The sequence below is a fragment of the Burkholderia sp. WSM2230 genome (assembly GCF_000472445.1).
GTDB lineage: Bacteria > Pseudomonadota > Gammaproteobacteria > Burkholderiales > Burkholderiaceae > Paraburkholderia.
This window is the reverse complement of the sequence record NZ_AXAJ01000005.1, coordinates 34927-54352: the sequence shown is the minus strand read 5'-3', so window position 1 is coordinate 54352 and position 19426 is coordinate 34927. Positions and strand designations below refer to the sequence as shown.

General features: G+C 64.6%; 13 protein-coding genes. 10 read left to right on the top strand and 3 right to left on the bottom strand.

The annotated features are described in order from the left end of the window. Window positions 1-23 precede the first annotated feature (23 nt). The 6 genes from A3AC_RS0112120 (at window position 24) to A3AC_RS0112090 (ending at window position 5040) form a co-directional block, all read left to right on the top strand. Window positions 24-1706, top strand: a complete 1683-nt coding sequence (locus A3AC_RS0112120) for a hypothetical protein (RefSeq protein ID WP_025599127.1) — start codon at window positions 24-26, stop codon at window positions 1704-1706. Window positions 1707-1890: 184 nt separating this feature from the next. After that, window positions 1891-2199: a hypothetical protein gene (locus A3AC_RS0112115; protein WP_025599126.1), complete on the top strand. Its 309-nt coding sequence runs from the start codon at window positions 1891-1893 to the stop codon at window positions 2197-2199. A 190-nt stretch (window positions 2200-2389) separates the two neighbouring features. Further along, a complete protein-coding gene (locus A3AC_RS30670) occupies window positions 2390-2548 on the top strand; it encodes a hypothetical protein (RefSeq protein WP_013342108.1) in 159 nt (52 codons plus the stop codon). Window positions 2549-2976: 428 nt separating this feature from the next. After that, a complete protein-coding gene (locus A3AC_RS0112105; protein WP_025599124.1) occupies window positions 2977-3282 on the top strand; it encodes a hypothetical protein in 306 nt (101 codons plus the stop codon). Between the two features lie 113 nt (window positions 3283-3395). Next, a complete protein-coding gene (locus tag A3AC_RS0112095) occupies window positions 3396-4367 on the top strand; it encodes a 3-hydroxyacyl-CoA dehydrogenase family protein (protein WP_084515441.1) in 972 nt (323 codons plus the stop codon). Between the two features lie 61 nt (window positions 4368-4428). Then, window positions 4429-5040, top strand: coding sequence for a flavin reductase family protein (locus A3AC_RS0112090; protein WP_025599122.1), 612 nt, complete (start codon window positions 4429-4431; stop codon window positions 5038-5040). A gap of 40 nt (window positions 5041-5080) precedes the next feature. Here the strand turns inward: A3AC_RS0112090 and A3AC_RS0112085 are convergent, their stop codons facing one another. Together A3AC_RS0112085 and A3AC_RS0112080 are read right to left on the bottom strand one after the other, a co-directional pair. After that, window positions 5081-7054 (bottom strand): methyl-accepting chemotaxis protein, encoded by a 1974-nt coding sequence (locus A3AC_RS0112085; protein ID WP_025599120.1) that lies wholly within the window; start codon window positions 7052-7054, stop codon window positions 5081-5083. 171 nt (window positions 7055-7225) lie between these two features. Then, window positions 7226-9550 carry a heavy metal translocating P-type ATPase gene (locus A3AC_RS0112080; protein WP_025599118.1) on the bottom strand — a complete coding sequence of 775 codons (2325 nt, stop codon included), beginning with the start codon at window positions 9548-9550 and terminating at the stop codon, window positions 7226-7228. 279 nt (window positions 9551-9829) lie between these two features. Here A3AC_RS0112080 and A3AC_RS0112075 point away from each other — a divergent pair, with 279 nt between their 5' ends. Both A3AC_RS0112075 and A3AC_RS0112070 read left to right on the top strand, forming a co-directional pair. Beyond that, on the top strand, window positions 9830-11254 hold the full coding sequence (locus tag A3AC_RS0112075) for a DUF1254 domain-containing protein (RefSeq protein ID WP_025599116.1): 1425 nt from the start codon (window positions 9830-9832) through the stop codon (window positions 11252-11254). Between the two features lie 227 nt (window positions 11255-11481). After that, the gene (locus tag A3AC_RS0112070; protein WP_025599115.1) at window positions 11482-15333 is read left to right on the top strand and encodes a DUF748 domain-containing protein; all 3852 of its coding nucleotides are present in this window, start codon (window positions 11482-11484) and stop codon (window positions 15331-15333) included. 52 nt (window positions 15334-15385) lie between these two features. Here A3AC_RS0112070 and pdxR read toward each other — a convergent pair whose 3' ends face one another. Beyond that, on the bottom strand, window positions 15386-16921 hold the full coding sequence (gene pdxR / locus A3AC_RS0112065; protein ID WP_025599114.1) for a MocR-like pyridoxine biosynthesis transcription factor PdxR: 1536 nt from the start codon (window positions 16919-16921) through the stop codon (window positions 15386-15388). Window positions 16922-17051: 130 nt separating this feature from the next. Between pdxR and A3AC_RS0112060 the strand changes: the two genes are divergently transcribed. After that, entirely contained in the window at window positions 17052-18164 is a 1113-nt protein-coding gene (locus A3AC_RS0112060) for an ABC transporter ATP-binding protein (RefSeq protein ID WP_025599113.1), read from the top strand. A 104-nt stretch (window positions 18165-18268) separates the two neighbouring features. Next, window positions 18269-19318: an ABC transporter substrate-binding protein gene (locus A3AC_RS0112055; protein ID WP_025599112.1), complete on the top strand. Its 1050-nt coding sequence runs from the start codon at window positions 18269-18271 to the stop codon at window positions 19316-19318. Window positions 19319-19426 lie beyond the last annotated feature (108 nt).

Here is a 19426-nt window from a genome sequence, read left to right as displayed (position 1 = left end):
CGGCGACCACCGCTTTCTTCTCTATGGCAGATTCCGCAGTATCCAAGCAGTCCCGGCCTGAGCGCGCCGCTTCGAAGAAGCGCCGCCAGGCCACCGTCTCCACCGAAACCGAAAAGAAGCTGGCGCGCGCCGCGCGCTCTGCACAACGCCTCGCGCAGCTGAGCGACGTCTCGCGCGACGACAGCACGCTGGACCTGTTCCCCGACGATCCCACCCGCGCCACGCTGGAAGCGATGAACATCGACATCCGCCAGGGCACGCTGCACGGCTTTGAACTGCCCGATGTAGTGCTCGCGGCGGTGGGCGCTCTGGATACGGCCGCCGAAGGGGCATCCGTGGACGCAAAGGCGGGGCGCCGCGCGCCACGCGCGGCCAGGACCGATGAACCCATCGCAGTCCACGCGCAACTGAGCGGGTTGGAGACCGAACCGCCGCTGGCAGACGGGTCGGGTGCGCCGCAGGCGTCGTCGGCTGTGGATTTAGCTGTTGCCGACAAAGGAGCGATACCCCCGCTCACGCCGGCAATGGCGGCCGCCACGGTGGCGCGCAGCGTGACCGCGCTGCGTCAGGCCGCGGAACGGAGCGCTGCGGGTACGGATGCGGCGGTAGGCATTGGGTCCAGGGACGGCGGCATGGTGGTCGAGCCGGCGGCTGTCAGCGGGCGAGCGGAAGCGGCGGAAGCGGCGGGGGCGGGGGTGAGCCGGTCAGGCGGGATGCAAGCGTCGGCTACCAGTCCGGGCAGCGAGTTTGCGGCGCTGGACTTGGAGCGGACATCGGCGCGCGAGATGGCTTCGTCGGCGGGGATGGGCGCAGCAGAGGCGCCGTTGGCCGGGACCAACGCGGGAGTGCGGCCCGCGGCGTCATTGACGGCGACGGGCACACAAGCGCACGGCACGCGGGCATCGGCAGGGATGGACGCGCAAACGCGCGGCACGGCGCCATTTGCGTCGACGGACACAGGAGCTGGAAGCACGGCGCCATCGGAAGGGATGGACGCACAAACGCGAGGCACGGTGCCATCGGCGGCGACGCGGACAGAAGCGCGCGGCACAGCGTCGTCGGCAAACCCGCACGCGTCAGTGCACCAAGCAACGCGATCCACGAATTCGAGCGCAGCAGCACCGGAGAACAATCGGTCCGCCAATGCGCCGTCACCGGCGCACGACACGGCATCGAACATATCAGACGCATCCGGCCGCGCTGCCGCCGGGTTCGTCCCGCCTCTCCACGAAGCGCGACGCGCGGAAGCCGCCTCCCCTACGGCGCCGGAACTCGACCGGGCGCGCGCGACGGCCTTCGCGGACACCGTCGACGCGTTGTACGGCGTGATCGCCGATCAGCGTCGCGCGGCCACCGATCATTCGCGCCGCATGAAATGGATGCTTTCTATCGTGGTCGGCGCGCTGCTGATGACGGTCGCAATCGGCATCACGCAAACGGTGCTCTTGATGCGCCTCACGCGCGAGACGACCGCACAACAGCATCGCGTCGAACAGATGATGCAAAACCAGCAGGCCGCAATGGCCAGTCTGCTCGACACCCAAATGGCGATGGCCAATGCCGCCGCCGCCCAGGCCGCTTCGCCGGCAGTCACTCCGGAGTCCGCAACACCGCAGCACACGGCGGCGGCGTCGGCATCGGCGAACGGCAAGCGCGCTGTTCACGCGCAGCGCGCTCACAAGCAGAAAACAGCCACCGTGCGGTAAGGGTCCGCACCGCCCGCCGCACCGCCTGCCTGTGACGCTCTCTTTACCGCCGTCCTTGGATAGATGCCGTAAGGCAGGCGTCGCGCGCCGCCCGTCGCAAGCCCGATTGCCCGCTCTACACTCTGCATGCTGCTGCCGCGAAGCCGAATCGGACCCGCCAGCGCCTCATTCGACCGAAGCCAACATGCCGACTAGCGAACACAAATATTCCATCGAGGACCTGATCGCCGCGCTCCTGCGAGACCAGGGCATACATGAGGGACACTGGGCCTTGAACGTCGAGTTCTCCGCTACGGGAGCCGCCGTCAAGCCGCAGGACCAACCGGCGCGCACGCTGCCTGGCCTGATTGTGTCCGTCAACAGCGCCACGCTGGCAGCCGCCGAGCCGTCGGCACAAGGCGCCGTCGACGCCGCCGCCGTGAATCCGCGCAAGAACGCTCCCGCGCGGCGGCGCGCATCGAACCCAAAAGCGGCGCCGACCACGCTTCAATAGGCGTTGACAGCAGCCAAAGGGCGAAAAAACGGGGACGTTGTCATGTTGCAACGCAATATAGGCCGGGCCCCTGCGCCGATGGCTTATTTGGCGGTTCATGTTGCGTCGCACTAGCTTTTGCCTAGGGAAAACCCTATAATGCTTATTAAGGGAAAACCCTAGCAATTGCAGCAACCAACCGGGAGTCGCCATGAGCTTCATCTTTGCATTGTTCCAAAAGGTCAGCGACCTTTTTGCGTCGCCCCACTTGCCGCTGGACACGGATTACTCGTACGCAGCCCGTGCGCGCGAAGCCGAGCGCCAGCGCAAGGCGCAAGCTACGCTGTTCGGCATCAAGCTGACCGACTAATACGGCCGTCAAACCCGCGCGCGACAACAGCGCCGGGTGCGCACCTCGAGTGCGCGCGCATCATTTCAAGCCACTGCCCGCGAAAGCGCGCCGTGGCTTTTTGTTTGTCCCGCGTTTGCGTCCGCCTCGGCCGCTTTTCGCTGCCGTCAATATTTCGCGACCGAAATGGATGTAACGGCCGCTGACATGGCCACGTCGCGCAAGACCCGCGTTCAGCCCCGCAAGCGTTCATGGACGGGCGTTTCCGGAGAAGAGACGGTTTCGCTATCCGCCCCTTTCTTTGAAATGCACGCTTACAAGTGCTCACGTCTTCATGCGGTTTGCGTCGTTAAAGTGGGTTTCAAGCGCACGGCGTCGTGTGCAGGCCTGAAGAGTCGGGCTCGGGCAACACGGCGCAGGCTCGATTCAAACTTTGACGGGAGAGAACCATGAAAACTTTCAACAAGACATCGCGGACCATCATCGCGGCGCTGCTCGCCGGCGGCGCCATGCTGGCTGCGGGCGGCGCGTCCGCTCAGGAACGCGTGGTCGTGGACCACGGTCCGGCGCCGGTTGTTTATGGCGAGCCGCATATGATGCCGGTGGGCGTGTCGATCGATATCGGCTGGCACGGAGATCGTTATTACGACGGCCACCGCTATTGGAACCATGACGAGTGGATGCGCCATCACCCGCACGACTACGATCCGCGTCACCATGACCGCGACGAACACCGCCCGCCTCCGCGCTACTAATTTGCGCATCAACCCTCGCGCCGCCTCATGCGGTGCGAGCCCGGCAGAGCCGGCTTTTCCGCGAGGAAGGCCGGCTTTGTCGCATTCGGCATAGCGCACGCGCGGGCTGCGCTATGCTTGAATGCTTTCATCGATGTCAGCGAGGGAAAGGCGTGAGCAAGGCAGACAAGGCAGGGAACGCAGTGATTGGCGTGGTGGGCACTGGGCTCATGGGCGTCGGCATCGCGACGCAAAGCGCATTGCACGGATTCCGGACAGTGGTCCACGACGTCGACCCGGCGCGCCTCGCGAGCGTCGCGCCGAAAGCGGAAGCGGTGCTGGACGAATTGATCGACGCCGGCCGCATCGGCCCCGAGGTGAAACAGGCGGCGCTCGCGCGTATCGAGACTCATGCGGAACTCGACGTGATGCGCGCCGCTGATTTCGTGATTGAAGCGATTCCGGAGGTGCTCGAACTGAAACACCGCCTGTACGAAAAGCTGACGGTGCTGCTGGCGGACCATGCGATTCTCGCCAGCAACACGAGCGGCTTTACTCCGGACCAGCTGGCTGCGCCGCTGCGGGCCAAAGAGCGCTTTGTCATCGCGCATTTCTGGAACCCGCCGCACATGATTCCGCTGGTGGAAGTAGTGCCCGGAAGCGCGACCGCGTCCGAAATCACCACCAGGACCGCCGGGCTGATGAGCGCAATCGGCATGGAGCCGGTCGTTCTGACGAAGGCCATTCCTGGGTTTGTCGGCAACCGTCTGCAGTTTGCGGTATTGCGCGAGGCGCTGAACATTGTGCGCTCGGGCGCGGCGACGCCGGATGTGGTGGATCGCGTCATGAAGGCATCGCTCGGGCGCCGCTGGGGAGTTGTCGGTCCTCTGGAAGCGGCGGACATGGGCGGGCTGGATACTTTCCTCGATATCTCGACGCATCTGATGCCCGAACTCGCAAAAGACGAAGAGGTGCTCGATCTTCTGCGCGAGCAGGTCGACGCGGGGCGTGTCGGCGTGCGCAGCGGCGCGGGGTTCTACGACTGGGACGACGCGCATCTCGCGCAAGTGAAGGAAGGGCGCAAGCACCTGATTGGGCGAGGGTAAAGCCAACGCCACGCCGGACTCTGCGGTATAACTATGCGTCGTCTTTCTTGCTACACATCGAATGTCCCATTACTTTTACGATCCCGCCGCCGGCCACAACCTTCCGCACGATCCGTTCAAGGCGATCGTCGCGCCGCGTCTGATCGGATGGATTTCCTCGCGCGACGCCGAAGGCACGCTGAACCTCGCGCCCTACAGCTTTTTCGGCGCATTCGCGACCTTTCCGCCGATCATCGGTTTTTGCAGCGAAGGGCGCAAAGACAGTGTCTCCAACATTGAAGCCACCGGCGAGTTCGTCTGGAACCTCGCGACGAAACCGCTTGCCGAGCAGATGAACCGTTCTTCAGCGCCAGTCGCGCCGCATGTCGACGAATTCGAACTCGCGGGGCTCACGCCTGCGCCCGGCCGCAACGTGCGGGTGCCGCACGTCGCCGAATCGCCGGCTGCGCTCGAATGCAAGCTGCTGCAGGTGGTGCGGCTGCATGATCTGGACGGCAAGCCGATGGACAACTATCTGTCGCTCGGGCAGGTGGTGGGCGTGCATATCGATGAGGCGTATCTCAAGGACGGCCTGTTCGACACCCGCGCCGCGCAGCCGGTCATGCGCGCCGGTTATCGCGCGGATTACGCGGAAATCGGCGAGATGTTTCAGATGTTCCGGCCGACCGCGTAGGAGCGGGATTTGCAAGACCCAAGCCCAACCATAACGCCCCTCAACCCCGCCCGCTTTCCAGCTTGAACACGCTGACCACTTGCGCAAGACGCGCGGCGTGATCGCGCAATTCGGCAGCCGCCTCTTCGGCTTCACCGACAATCGTCGCGTTCTGCTGCGTCGCTTCGCCAATCTGCGTGACGGCGAGATTGACCTGCTCGATGCCGCCCGACTGCTCGCGCGACGCCACGCTGATCTCGCCCATGATCGCGCGTACCTGGCCGACCTGCTGGACGATGCCTTGCATCGTGTTGCTGGCCTGCTCGGCGATCTGGAAACCGCTTTGCACGGTCGCCGTGGATTCAGCGATCAGGCCTTCGATCTCCTTCACCGAGGCCGCGCTGCGCTGCGCGAGCGCGCGCACTTCCGAGGCGACCACCGCAAAGCCCTTGCCGTGCTCGCCCGCGCGAGCTGCCTCGACGGCCGCGTTGAGCGCAAGAATGTTGGTCTGGAATGCGATGCCTTCAATCACGCTCGTGATCTCGGCAATTTTCTGCGACGAGCGGCTGATGTCGCCCATCGTCGACACCACGCGTTCGACCGCGCGGCCGCCTTCGAGCGCCGCGTCGGCCGCGCGCGTGACGAGCGTGTTCGCCTGCGTCGCGTGATCGGCGTTCTGCTGCACTGTTGAAGTGATCTGCTCCATGCTCGCCGCGGTTTCTTCCAGGCTGCTTGCCTGGGTCGCGATGCGCGAGGCGATATGGCCGCTGCCCGTAGCGATTTTCTCGGTGCCTTCAGACATATCGGTCGATGCGCTGCGCACCTGCGACACAATGCGCGCCAAACCTTCGCCGATGCCGTCGATCGAGCGCATCAGCCGGCCGATCTCGTCGCCGCGCCGGCTTGCGCCTTGGGCAACGCGCACGCTGAGGTCGCCCGACGCAAAGCGCTCCGAAGCCTTGACCGCTTCGTCGAGCGGCCGGCTGACGAGGCGCCGCACCGCGAACAGGAACACGACCGCGAACACGCCGACCAGCACGAAGCCCGCGACCAGGAAGCGATTGCGGGTCGCGTTGATTTCGGCCATCACTTCGTCGCGCGGCGCGACGCCGCCCACCAGCCATTGCCACTCCGGCACCGTGATGAAAGAAACGAATTTGTCGCGTGCGCCTTGCTCGCCAAGCGTGGCGTCGGCGGAACTGTATTCGAGCCGGCCTTCCTTCATGTCGAGCATCTGCTGATACGGCGCGTTCGCATTGTCCGCGGCCTGGCCGGCGGCAGCCGGATGCACGATCAGCTTGCCGCGATCCGCGCCTTTCGACGCGTTCACCACAAAATAGTAACCGCTGTCGCCGATCTTAAGGTTGCGGATGCCGTCCTGGACCTGCTGGATTTCCTGATCGACGTTCACGCCGACAAAGAGCGCGCCTATCACGCGCCCGCTCGCGTCCGTCACCGGACGGTATTGCGTGATCCAGCGCTTGCCGAAAAGCGGAGCGAGCCCGGTGTAGGTCTTGTTGGCGACGACAAGTGCGTACGCCGGTCCGTTGCGATCGAGCAGCGTGCCGATCGCGCGCGAGCCGTCCTGTTTTTTCAGCGACGTCGTGACGCGCACGAAGTCGTCGCCGGTGCGCGCGAAGATCGTTGCCACCGCGCCGCTGCGTTCGAGAAACTGGTCGGGAATACTGAAGTCCATGTTCAGTACCTTGTCGCCGGCTTTGAACACAGGCGTGGCTACGCCGTTCACGTCGATTTTCTGCGTTTCGTCGAGGCTATAGGTGCTCGGCAGGAAGCTCGCGAATAGCGACGTCGACCGATCTACTTCAGCCGACAGCGCCTTGTCGAACAAGGTGATCATCGCGGCGATCGAGCGATCTTTTTCGGCTATGCGTTCGAGCACCTGGTCGCTGACCTGCGTGCCGGCGCTGCGTGTGAGCGCCCACGTGAAGGAGGCGAAAATCAACGCCACCAGCACGCATGAAAGTACGGCGAGCCGGGCGCCGACGCTGGCACGGCGCAAAGAGAGAAATTCCATGGGCGTGTGTGGAGTAAGAGGGACGAGCGGTGCCGGGGGTGTGAAGGCACCTTCCGGCATCGTGTCTTGTTTACGGCCGCTGCCAACGCTTCCTTTAGGAAGCTGTAAGCATTCGTGCCGTTGCGGCGCCTTCCTCCCGCCCATTGGCGCCGCAGCGTTGCTGGCCGCGTGTCAGAGTTTTGCCTTCCACGTGCGTAGCAGTAACGCGTTCGTGACCACGCTCACGCTCGAGAACGCCATAGCGGCGCCGGCCAGCATTGGATTGAGCAGGCCGAAGGCGGCGAGTGGAATGCCGACCAGGTTATAGACGAAGGCCCAGAACAGATTCTGCTGGATCTTGCGCCACGTCTTGCGCGAAATGTCGATCGCGTCGGCTACCAGCGCCGGGTCGCCGCGCATCAGCGTGATGCCGGCTGCATGCATGGCGACGTCGGTTCCGGTTGCCATGGCAATGCCGATGTCGGCGGCAGCGAGCGCGGGCGCGTCGTTGATGCCGTCGCCGGCCATCCCGACAATGCCCGCGCTGCGGATTTTCAGATCGCGGATCACGCGAGCTTTGTCGTCCGGCAGCACTTGCGCGTGAAATTCGTCTATGCCGAGCGCTCGCGCGACGCTTGCCGCACTGCCGCGATTGTCGCCGGTGACGAGCACGCTTTTCACGCCCATTGCCGAGAGGCGCGCGACGGCCGCGCGCGCGCCCGGCTTGACTGTGTCGCCGAACGCCATCAGCGCGAGCGCGGCGGGCGTCGAAGCATGGCGCTGCATGAGCCAGGACACGGTATTGCCTGCCGCTTCAAGTTCGCGCGCGCGCGCCGCGATTTGCGGCGACAGTTCGATGCCCAGTTCTTCGAGCCAGCGCGTGCTGCCGAGCGCGAGCGTGCGGCCTTCGACTTCCGCTTCGACACCGCGGCCAGCCACGGCGCGCGCGGCGCTAGCTTTGACCGAGGGAAGTGCGGCGAGCGCATGCCCATTGGCTGCCGCCTCATACGCGTTGACGACAGCCCGCGCCAGCGGATGATCGCTTTGGCGCTGCACGGCAGCCGCCAGGGCAAGCGCTTCGTCGCGATTCATCTCGCCGACCGGTTCGAAAGCTGTCACCGAGGGCTGGCCGATTGTCAGCGTGCCGGTCTTGTCGAACGCCACAATGTTCACGCGATGAGCGGTTTCGAGCGCTTCGGCGTCCTTGATCAGCACGCCGTGCCGTGCCGCGACGCCGGTTCCGGCCATGATCGCGGCCGGCGTCGCCAGTCCGAGCGCGCACGGGCAGGCAATCACCAGCACGGCGACCGCGTTCAGGATCGCGGTTTCGCCGCCGGCGCCCGCCAGCAGCCAGCCGATCAGCGTGAGCGCCGCAATCGCCAGAATGGCCGGCACGAAGATTTCGCTGACCCGGTCGACCAGTCGCTGGATCGGCGCTTTCTCGGCCTGCGCGCTTTCCACGAGGCGGATGATCCGCGCGAGCGTCGTTTCCGCGCCTGTCGCGGTGGTGGTTACGGCAATCGCGCCTTCGCCGTTGATGGAGCCGGCGGTCACGGCATCGCCTGACTGCTTGGCCACCGGGAGGCTTTCGCCGGTGATCAGCGATTCGTCGATGTGAGTGCGGCCTTCGAGCACCGCGCCGTCCACCGGAACGCGTTCGCCCGGCCGCACGACGACGACCGTGCCGACCTTGACTTGCGCGAGCGGCACCTCGCGCTCGCCCGCGCCGACGCGAATGCGCGCGCGGTCCGGTCGCAGCGCCTGAAGCGCGCGGATCGCGTCGGTGGTCTGCCGTTTCGCGCGCGCCTCGAGCCATTTGCCGAAACGCACGAGCGTGATGACGACCGCCGACGCTTCGAAATACAGATGCATCGTGTCGTCCGGGTGGCTGGCGAGTTGATACACGCTGATGCCATACGCCGCCGACGTGCCGAGCGCCACCAGCAGGTCCATGTTGCCGGCGCCGGCGCGCACGGCGCGGTAAGCCGCGCGGTAGAAGCGCGCGCCGAACACCAACTGCACGATCGACGCGAGGCCGAATTGCAGCCAGGCCGGCAGCATTGCATGCACGCCGAACCATTCGGTCGTCATCGGGACGATGAGCGGCAGCGTCAGCAGCGCGCAGATGAGCACGGCCGCCAGTTCGCGGCGCGTCTCGTTGCGTTTGCGCTCGGCGGCGCTGGGCGTCGTCACGGTGGAAGCGCTGGCCGAGTCCACATCGGTATCGCCTGATTGCGGCGCGGCGTCCGGCGACGCGACTGGCGCCGCTTCGTAGCCGGCCTTTTTGACCGCGGCGATCAGCGCGTCGATGCCCGTTGCCGCGTCGGCCAGATTGACGTTCGCGGTTTCTGTCGCCAGATTCACGGACGCCGCGGCGACGCCCGGCACCTTCGCCAGCGCCTTTTCGACGCGCATCGCGCACGATGCGCAGGTCATGCCGCCGATCTCAAGCTCGGCGGTGTGGGTCGGAGTCGGATTGGCGCCGGATGGGCGCGCGGCAGTGGCAAGTTCGGTCATGATGGTGAAGGCTCATGGCGGCATGAGGCCGCGTAATGAACCAAGTATCGACCTTCCCATGATGGGAAGGTCAAGAATCTCCTGCCGGCGCGCGGCGCCCTTGCTGCAATACGGTATTCGCGCCTTTGCGCTTGCCTGGTAAGCGCGGATACGATACAACGCGATGTTGTCGGCGTTGCGACGCAAAACGGGTTGCGCTGGGTTGGGGAGACCGCGCGAGCACCGTTGCGCCTCGCGCCGGCGTCTCCCTTTGGACAGCACGTTCCGCCCTCTGAACGAATGATAAAAAATCGCCGAGCAGTGTTTACGAACTACTGGACCTGCGCATCGCTCGCAGGCCTCGCATTCCTGGCTGGTTGCGCGTCGACGCCGTCCACGACGCAAAAGTCGACCGGCTGGATCAAGGACGAAGTCGCCGATTCCTACGTGTTTGGGTATCCGCTGGTGCTGATGGGCGTCGCGCGCGACGCGGCGGTCGGCACCGAACCCGGCCGGGCTCCGCTCAATACGCTGCGCCACGCGCAGGCGCTGCCGCCCATCGGCGCGGCCAATCCAATGCTGCCGAGTCTCGACACGCTGGACTCCACCGGCTGGCTGGACGTCGGCAATGAACCGGTGATCGTCGCGTTGCCCGATTCGCGCGGCCGCTATGTGGACGCCCGCGTTCTCGACATGTGGACCAACGTCGTCTGGTCCACGGCGGATCAACTGGCAACTCGCGCAAACGGCATCAAGGCGCAGGCTATCGCGTTCGTCGGACCGGGCTGGCAGGGCGATCTGCCGAAAAACGTCAAGCGTGTCGACGTGCCGACCCGCAACGCATGGGTAAGCGTGCGCATTCAGTCGAACGGCACACGCGACCTGACCGCGGTGCGCAAGCTGCAGCGCGCGATTCGCGTCGCGCCGCTTTCCGTCTATGTGGGCGAGACGCGCTCGGCGTCGATCGCGCCTGCACGCAGTACGGCCGATGCGGCCGCTGCCGCAGTCGGCGCTTCCGGCACGCCTGCCGCGCAGGTCGCTGCGCTCGACGCGAACGGCTTCTTCAACCGGCTCGCACAGGCGCTGGCCGACAACCCGCCTGCGCCGGCCGACCCGCATGCGCTGAAAACCCTCTCCGATCTCGGCGTGACGCCGGGCGAGCCTGCAAAGCTGCCGGGTGCAGCGGACGCGATTGCCGCCGGTCTCGCCGACGGTCACGAGCGCGTGGTGACGCCGCCGTCGAATCTGCTGACCGGCAATGGCTGGAGCTGGTTCGGCGACGGTGTGGGCAACTACGGCCCCGACTACGCGCTGCGCGCTTACGCCGCGTACGCGCAGCCGGGCATTGGCACGAAAGACGACGAGGTGCGCGCGGTCGTCACTCAGGACAGCGACGGTCACGCGCTCAACGGCGCGAATCGTTATGTGATTCACTTCGCGCCGAATGAGTTGCCGCCGGTGCGCGGCTTCTGGTCGATCACTGCTTACACGAAAGATGGCGCGCTCGGCGAAAGCGCGCCGGCGCGTATCGCGGTGGGCGATCGCAACGGCGCGCGCCGCAATCGCGACGGCTCGCTGGATGTGACAGTGTCGTCCACGCGCAGCCGAAGCGGCAACTGGCTGCCGGCGCCGCGCGCCGATCTGCAACTGGTGCTGCGTTTATATGCGCCCAAGCCCCAGGCGACCGACGGCAGCTGGCAACCGCCCGCCGTCGTGCGTCAATAAATCCGCGCGAGTAGTCCAGGCACTTTAGACACTCCGCAAGGTTCGAAGCCCCACGGCGCGCGTCCGTCACGAGATCGCAATAAAAGACGGACGCGCGGTTCCTCAGCGCGGGCAATTGTGTAAGCACGGCTTACATTTCTATCCCCGGAAAGATTCACGACTTATACTGCCGCTTGCGGGATTTTCGTGTCGCGGCGGGCTTGCCGCCGCATCATCCAGAACCGGGCATGGCAAGCATCAACAAAGCATCAATCGCCTCCTCCATGCAGACCATGCGCAATGTCGCGCAGTCGCGCCGCACACGTCGCGTCATTACAGGTCTGCTGATCTTCATCGTATTGTTCGGTGTGCTGGGCTTTTTCGCGGCGCCGCCGCTGATTCGCCACATCGCTGAACAACAGCTCAGCAAGCAACTCGACCGGCCCGCAACCATTGGCCGCATCGCGCTCAATCCGTACACGCTGAAACTCGAAGCGGACCGCGTGCATATCGGCGAGCGCGGCGGCGCGGGCAATTTCGTGGATATAGAACGGCTTATCGTGCAGCCGTCATGGAGTTCGCTGTTTCGCGCGGCGCCTATTGTCGACGAAATACAGCTTGATTCGCCGCGTTTTCATATTGTTCGCTACGACGCGCAGCGTTTCAATTTCACTGATCTGATCGAAAAATTTTCGAAGCATCCGAGCGCACCGGACAGCAAGCCGACGCTCTTTTCGGTCTCGAACATTCGTCTCGAGAACGGCCAGATCACGTTCGACGACAAGCTGCTTGGCGCGACGCATGTAATCGATCAATGGAAGCTCGGCATTCCGTTTATCGCCACCTTGCCCTCGAAAACCGATATTTTCGTCGAGCCGTTGCTGCGCGCGCGGATCGACGGCAGCCCGCTCGCCATCGACGGAAAGACGAAACCGTTCGCCGCGTCGCGCGAGTCGGAAGTGTCGTTGCGCTTTGAAGGGCTCGACGTGCCGCGCCTCGTCTCGTACGTGCCGACCAGACTGCCGGTGATCGTGCAGGCCGGCAAGCTTTCCACGGATCTCAAGCTCAACTTCGTGATGTCGAACGACGCGCCCACGCTGCGCGTCGCGGGCACCGTCGATCTGAACGACGTCGATGTGCAGGACTCAAGCAAGGCGCCGTTTTTCGCGGCACGCGCGGTGCATGTCGCCGCGCGTACGCTCGAGCCGCTGAAGAGCCTTTACCATTTCGACGACATTCGCATAGACGCGCCAAGGGCAAACCTCGCGCGCGACAGGAACGGCGTGCTGAGTGTCGAGCGCATGTTCGCCCCGGCGCCCGCGCCGGCCGCCGCGAAGGCTGCGGCCGAAGCGGCAAGTTCGGCGGCCCCTGCGTCGGCACCGTTGTCAGCACCTTCGTCGGCGTCTGCGGCTTCGTCTCCACACGCTACGCATCCGAACGGACCCAAAGCCGCAGCGCCGCTCGATCTGTCGATCAAACGCTTCGTGCTGAACGACGGCACGGTGAACGTGCGCGATGAAGCAGCTTTGCGTCCCGTCGACGCCGGTATGCAAAAGCTCGCGGTTACGCTGACCGATTTTTCGACGCTCGCGACGGCTCCGGCGCACTACACGCTAAACACCAGCTTCACGCACAACGGCGGTTCGCTCGGCGCCGCGGGCGCAGTGAGCCTGGCTGCAAAAACGGCAAGCGCGAAGCTCGACATCAAGTCACTGAACCTGCCGCTGCTGCAACCCTACCTCGACGCGATGACCGCGGCGCAAGTGACCGACGGTGCGCTGTCCGCGACCGTCAACGTCGGCGCGAACTGGTCGAAGTCGCCGGCCGCGGTGATGGTCGCGGATTCGCAGCTCGATCTGCAATCGCTGAAACTGGCGCCGCGCGGCGCCAAAGAACCTGTGATCTCGCTCGCGCAAGGCAGCGTGAAGGTCAGGCAGGTGGATGTGAACGCGCGCACCGCAGATGTGCCGAGCGTCGACACGACGGGCCTTGCCGTCGACGTGCAAAGGTTGAAAGACGGCAGCATCAACCTCGCGTCGCTGGCGGGCCCGCATGAAGCCGAGCCGCAACGCACGGCGATTCATGCGGCGAAGAAGGCGCAAGCCGAAGGTCCGGCATGGCACTACAAGATCGGCGAGTTGAACGTAAAGGACGCCACGGCCAATTTCACCGACAACACCACGCCGCAGCCGGTCAAGCTGGGCATAGCGCCGCTGCAACTGAAAGTGCAGCAGATCAGCGACGACCTGAGCCGTCCGCTGCCCGTCGAACTGCAGGCCACGCTGAACAAAAAGGGCACGCTCGGCCTGAAGGGCGACGTCACCGCAACGCCGCTGAAGGTTGCCGTCAAGGTGAACGCAAACCGGCTCGACGCTGCGGCTTTTGAACCGTACTTCGGCAGCAAGCTGAATGCGACGATTGCAAGCGCGCTGCTCAACGGCAGCGGCGACCTTGCGTTGAATCAGGCGAAGTCCTTGAAGGCGACCTATCGCGGCGACGTTGCGCTCGTGGACGTGCGCATGCTCGACAAGGCAACCTCGGATCCCTTTGCAGGCTGGCGCTCGCTCGCGCTTTCCGGACTGAAAGCGGATTACGACGAGCGCGGCACGTCGGTGGACGCCGAGCGTGTGACCTTCACGAAATTCTATGGACGCGTGCTGCTCGACGCGCAAGGCAAGCTCAACCTGAGCGACGTGGCCGCGCATGAAAGCGGCGCGGCACAGTCGCTCACGCGCGACAAGAACGCCAAGCCCGGCACGGAACCGGTGCCGTTGACGCCGCCGACCGCGTCCGCCGTGGTGGCGGCCTCGACACCGGTGGCGGCGTCCGCGTCCGCGCCGGCCTCGTCCGCGGTGGCAACTGCGCCTGCCCAGCCCGCGACCGTGACCGCCGCAACGCCGCCGCAAAATCCGGTCAAGCTGCACTTCGGCCAACTGGTCTTGCAACAGGGCCGCGTGACCTACACCGACAACTTCGTCAAGCCGAACTTCACCGCGAACCTGGTCGGCATTCAGGGCACTGTCGGCGCGTTCGGCACGCAGTCGACCACATCCGCGCCCGTCGACATTGCTGCGAAGCTCGCGGCCAATGGTCCGCTGTCGATTCGCGGCACCGTCAATCCACTGATCGCCAAGCCGGCGCTCGATCTGACCGCGAGTGCGCACGACATCGAGCTGACCAATCTCACGCCGTATTCCGCGAAATATGCGGGCTATCCGATCACCAAGGGCAAGCTGAACGTCGACCTTCACTACAAGCTCGAGAACGATCAGTTGAACGCGGACAACCACCTGTTCATCGATCAACTCACGTTCGGCGATCACATCGAAAATGACACCGCGACCAAACTTCCGGTGCGGCTCGCCATTTCGCTGCTGAAAAACTCACGCGGCGAAATCGACGTCAATCTGCCGGTGTCCGGCTCCTTGTCGAACCCCGAGTTCAGCATTGGCGGCCTGATCTGGCACGCGGTGCTCAATCTGCTGCAAAAGGCGGTGACCGCGCCGTTCTCGCTGATCGCCAACGCGTTCGGCGGCAGCGGCGAGGAGCTCGGTTACGTGGAATTCGAACCGGGCTCCGCACAACTGACGGACGCCGACAACAAGAAGCTCGACACGATCGTGAAGGCGCTCGGCTCGAAGCCGTCCATCAGGATGGACCTGATCGGCCGCGTCGATCCCAAGCTGGACGAGCCCGCATTGCGCACGCTCTACGTGGATCGCCTCGTCAAGCAGCAGAAGATCAGGGACGTGGTGGGCAATGGCCAGAGCGTGGATCTGTCGAGCATCACGGTCGATCCGAAGGAATACGACAAGTATCTGACCAAGGCCTACAAATCCGCGGACTTCAAGAAGCCGCGCAATTTTGTCGGGCTGACCAAGAGCCTGCCCGACGACGACATGAAGAACGCGCTCGCCGCCAACGCGCCCGTCGACGAGGCGAGCTTGCGGCAGCTCGCGCAGCAGCGGGCGCAGAGCGTGCAGCAATACCTGGAAGGCAAGATCGACAGCAGCCGCGTGTTTATCGTCGCGCCGAAGCTGGACGCAGACGGCATCAAGGACAAGGGCGCCACCACGCGCGTCGATTTCGGGCTCAAGTGAGCGATGTCACGGCGCGGCGTTTCGAAGCCGCCGCGCCTGAAGGCCGCGGCCTTCAGGCGGCGCGCGTCGGCTTTTTCAGCGCGGTCTGCTCGATGACGCGCGCGAGCGTGTCGAACGCGGGCCCAATCCTGTCGTTCTTCACGCATGCATAACCGAGCAGCAGTCCGCGCCGCGCGGGCGGGTCGCAGCTGTAATAGCTCGCGAGCGGCCGTACGATTACGCCGGCATCGAAAGCGGCCGCCGTCACCGCGCGGTCGTCCGCGTAGTCCGGCAGACCGAGCACCAGATGCAAGCCGGCTTCGTCGCCCATGACCGGCAGTTCGTTGCCGAAACGCGTGGTGATCGCGTCGATCAGAATCTGCCTGCGCTCGCCGTACAACGCGCGCATGCGCCGAACATGCGAGGTGAGGTGGCCGTCCATGATGAAGTCGGTCATCACCGCCTGCTGCATCAACTGACCTTCTCGGTATAGCTCGGCGATGCCCATGCGGAACGTGTCGACGAGATGTTCCGGCGCGATCATGTAGCCCATGCGCAGGCCCGGAAAAAGCATCTTGCCGAGACTGCCTACATAAATGACCTGGCCGGCGTCGTCGAGACCCTGAAGCGACGCGAGCGGGCGGCTGCCGTAGCGAAACTCGCTGTCGTAATCGTCCTCGATTATCCACACGTTGTGCTGGCGCGCGTATTCGAGCAGCGTGCGGCGCCGCGCGAGACTCATCACCATGCCAAGCGGGTATTGGTGCGACGGCGTGACTAGCGCGAGACGCGGCGGCCGCTGCAAATCCTCCTCGCGCGGATTGAGGCCCTCTTCATCGACCGGCACCGGCACGAGCGTAATACCCGACGACTGCAGCACGCTGCGCGCGCCCCAATAGCAAGGCTCCTCCACCCATGCACGATCGCCGACGTCGGTCAGCAGGCGCACCGCCAGATCGATGGATTGGTGAATACCCGTAGTGATGATGATCTGATCCGGCGTGCAATTCACCGAACGCGCGACGCGCAGATAGTCCGATAAAGCGCGGCGCAGCGGACGGTAGCCGCCGCCGGGCGCATAGGTGAGCAGATCGGGGTTCGCTTCCTTCCACAAGCGCGCTTGCAGACGGCTCCAGGTTCGCGCCGGAAACTCCGCCACGTCGGGCACGCCCGGCATGAACGCGCCCCACTGTTTCGCGGATACCCCGGCCTGGCCGATCAGCCGCCGCCCGCGATTGGACAGGTCGCTCAGATCGCGCCTGGCCGGCTTGTCTTGGGCGCCTAGTACCGCGACGGCCGCGACCGCGGGCTTTCTGCGCGCGTTGACGGCGGCGGTGTCGGGCTGCGTGTCAGCCACATAAGTGCCGCTGCCGGTGGTCGAGAGCACATAGCCTTCGGCGGTCAACTGGTCGTATACATGCAGCACCGTATTGCGCGCGATGCCGAGATCTTGGGCCAGCGTGCGCGAGCTCGGCAGCTTGGTGCCGGGTGGCAGTTGGCCGGCGAGTATCGCCTGCTGCATCAGCCGCAAAGTCTGCCGGTAGAGCGGCTCACCGGCCGCGCGATCAAGCCTCGCGGCGAGCCAGTCCGACAAGATGATCGTGTCCAAGTGGTTCTATCCGGAATAATGAAATGGTTCCATATTGTAGAACCGTAACGGTCTATAGTGGGCCACGCAATTGATGCAAGCCCGCTGTTTCGCAGCAGCAGCCGGCCAGACCGCAGAGGAGACTACGGCGATGAAAACGGATGAAGTGATCGTCAGCTTTCGAGGCGTGCGCAAGACGTACGACGGCGAAACGCTGGTCGTCAAACAGCTGGATCTGGACATCTATCAGGGCGAATTCCTGACGCTGCTCGGGCCGTCGGGTTCAGGCAAGACCACTTGCCTGATGATGCTGGCCGGCTTCGAATTTCCCACCGGCGGCGAGATCTGGCTCGACGGCACGCTGCTCAATACCGTGCCGCCGCACAAGCGCAACATCGGCATGGTGTTTCAGAACTACGCGCTGTTCCCGCACCTCACGGTCGAGCAGAACGTCGCGTATCCGTTGACGGTGCGCAAGGTTTCCGCCCAGGAGCGCGCGCATCGCACCAACAACGCACTGAAGATGGTGCGCATGGAGAGCTTCGCGAAGCGTTATCCGGCGCAGCTTTCCGGCGGCCAGCAGCAGCGTATCGCCCTCGCGCGGGCGCTCGTGTTCGAGCCGAAACTCGTGTTGATGGACGAGCCGCTCGGCGCGCTCGACAAGCAATTGCGCGAACACATGCAGTACGAACTGAAGTCGTTGCACGAGAAGCTCGGCGTGACCTTCGTCTACGTCACTCACGATCAGGGCGAGGCCTTGACCATGTCCGACCGCGTCGCCGTCTTCGATAAAGGCATCGTGCAGCAGCTCGATACCGTGGACCGTCTGTACGAATCGCCCTGCAACGAGTTCGTTGCGAACTTCATCGGCGACAGTAACAAGCTGCGCGGCACGATCGCGAATGTGAACGGCGAATATTGCGAGATCCATCTGGCGGACGGCACGCGGCTGACCGGCCGCAATATCGGCGGCGCGCGGGCGGGCACGCCGGCCATTGCATGTATCCGGCCGGAACGCATGAAGCTCGCAACGGGCGTCAATGGAAACGGTGTTGCTCGGCCGGGTGCCAATGCACTGGCCGGCGAAGCGCGCGGGCTCATCTATTTCGGCGACCACGTGCGCATGCGCTGCGGTTTGCCGCAGCAGGAGGAGTGCTTCGTCAAGGTGCCGCTCGGTACCGACGCGCTCGAGTCTTTCGCGCCAGGCGCGCCCGTCGCGCTGGAGTTCGCGCCGGAACATCTGCGGGTATTCGCGGGGGCGTGATGCCGCGAAACGCGCGCATGATTGCATGAAGCGGGGCTATCAGCAGCACATAAAAAAGTCGCATGACTCATGCTTGAAACCACCACCAAAGGAGAGCAACACACATGAGCAAGATCGGGAAATCGCGCTGCGCCATCGCTGTCGGTGCTGTGGCGCTCGCGCTGGGCGCCGCGCAGGTCAATGCGGCCGAACTGACGGTCGTCAACTTCGGCGGCGCCAACGGGGACGCGCAAAAGGCAGCGTTCAACCAGCCGTTCGAGTCGCAGACCGGCAACAAGGTGACCGCCGTCGAATACAACGGTGAGCAGGCCAAGGTCAAGGCGATGGTCGAAGCCAGGCATGTGAACTGGGACGTGGTGGAAGTCGAGTCGGGCGATATTGGCCGCGGCTGCGACGAAGGGCTGTATGAAAAGCTCGACTGGTCGAAGATCGGCAAGAAGTCGGACCTGATTCCCGAAGCGCCGCAAACTTGTGGAGTGGGCTTTTTCGTGTGGTCGACGGCACTTGCGTATAACGCCGACAAGCTGAAGAGCGCGCCGTCCGGCTGGGCCGACTTCTGGGACACGAAGAAGATTCCGGGCAAGCGTGCGATGCGCAAGGGCGCGCGCTACAACCTCGAGTTCGCGCTGATGGCCGACGGCGTCGCGCCGAAAGACGTCTACAAGGTGCTCGCGACGAAGGAAGGCCAGGACCGTGCGTTCAAGAAGCTGGATGAGCTGAAGCCGAACATCCAGTGGTGGGAAGCGGGCGCGCAGCCGCCGCAGTTCCTCGTGGCGGGCGACGTGGTGATGTCGACGGCTTATAACGGCCGCATCGACGCCGCGCAGAAGGAAGGCAAGAACCTGAAGGTCGTGTGGAACGGCAGCATCTATGACCTCGACTATTGGGCGATTCCGAAGGGCTCGCCGAACAAGGCGCTGGCCGAGAAGTACATCGCCTTTACGCTTTCGTCGAAGCCGCAGCAGGACTACGCGCACCACATCGCTTATGGCCCGGTGAACGTGGCGGCGATCAAGGCGCTCGACGGAAAGACGCTCGCGAATCTGCCGAACTCGCCGGCCAACGGCAAGAACGCGGTGCTGCAGAATCTGTCGTTCTGGACCGACCATGGCGACGAGCTGGAGCAGCGTTTTTCGTCGTGGGCCTCAAAGTAAGTAGCGCGAAGTGATGCGATGACGCGCGCGCATGGCGCAGCCGTGCGTGCGCGGTTGGGGTGGAATGAGACAGCTTTGCATGGGATCAGAGTAAGCGCTAAAGCGCTA

Coding starts and splice junctions, on each gene's coding strand:
- A3AC_RS0112120 (WP_025599127.1), top strand. CDS start 24: ATGGCAGATTCCGCAGTATCCAAGCAGTCCCGGCCTGAGCGCGCCGCT.
- A3AC_RS0112115 (WP_025599126.1), top strand. CDS start 1,891: ATGCCGACTAGCGAACACAAATATTCCATCGAGGACCTGATCGCCGCG.
- A3AC_RS30670 (WP_013342108.1), top strand. CDS start 2,390: ATGAGCTTCATCTTTGCATTGTTCCAAAAGGTCAGCGACCTTTTTGCG.
- A3AC_RS0112105 (WP_025599124.1), top strand. CDS start 2,977: ATGAAAACTTTCAACAAGACATCGCGGACCATCATCGCGGCGCTGCTC.
- A3AC_RS0112095 (WP_084515441.1), top strand. CDS start 3,396: ATGCTTGAATGCTTTCATCGATGTCAGCGAGGGAAAGGCGTGAGCAAG.
- A3AC_RS0112090 (WP_025599122.1), top strand. CDS start 4,429: ATGTCCCATTACTTTTACGATCCCGCCGCCGGCCACAACCTTCCGCAC.
- A3AC_RS0112085 (WP_025599120.1), bottom strand. CDS start 7,054: ATGGAATTTCTCTCTTTGCGCCGTGCCAGCGTCGGCGCCCGGCTCGCC.
- A3AC_RS0112080 (WP_025599118.1), bottom strand. CDS start 9,550: ATGACCGAACTTGCCACTGCCGCGCGCCCATCCGGCGCCAATCCGACT.
- A3AC_RS0112075 (WP_025599116.1), top strand. CDS start 9,830: ATGATAAAAAATCGCCGAGCAGTGTTTACGAACTACTGGACCTGCGCA.
- A3AC_RS0112070 (WP_025599115.1), top strand. CDS start 11,482: ATGGCAAGCATCAACAAAGCATCAATCGCCTCCTCCATGCAGACCATG.
- A3AC_RS0112060 (WP_025599113.1), top strand. CDS start 17,052: ATGAAAACGGATGAAGTGATCGTCAGCTTTCGAGGCGTGCGCAAGACG.
- A3AC_RS0112055 (WP_025599112.1), top strand. CDS start 18,269: ATGAGCAAGATCGGGAAATCGCGCTGCGCCATCGCTGTCGGTGCTGTG.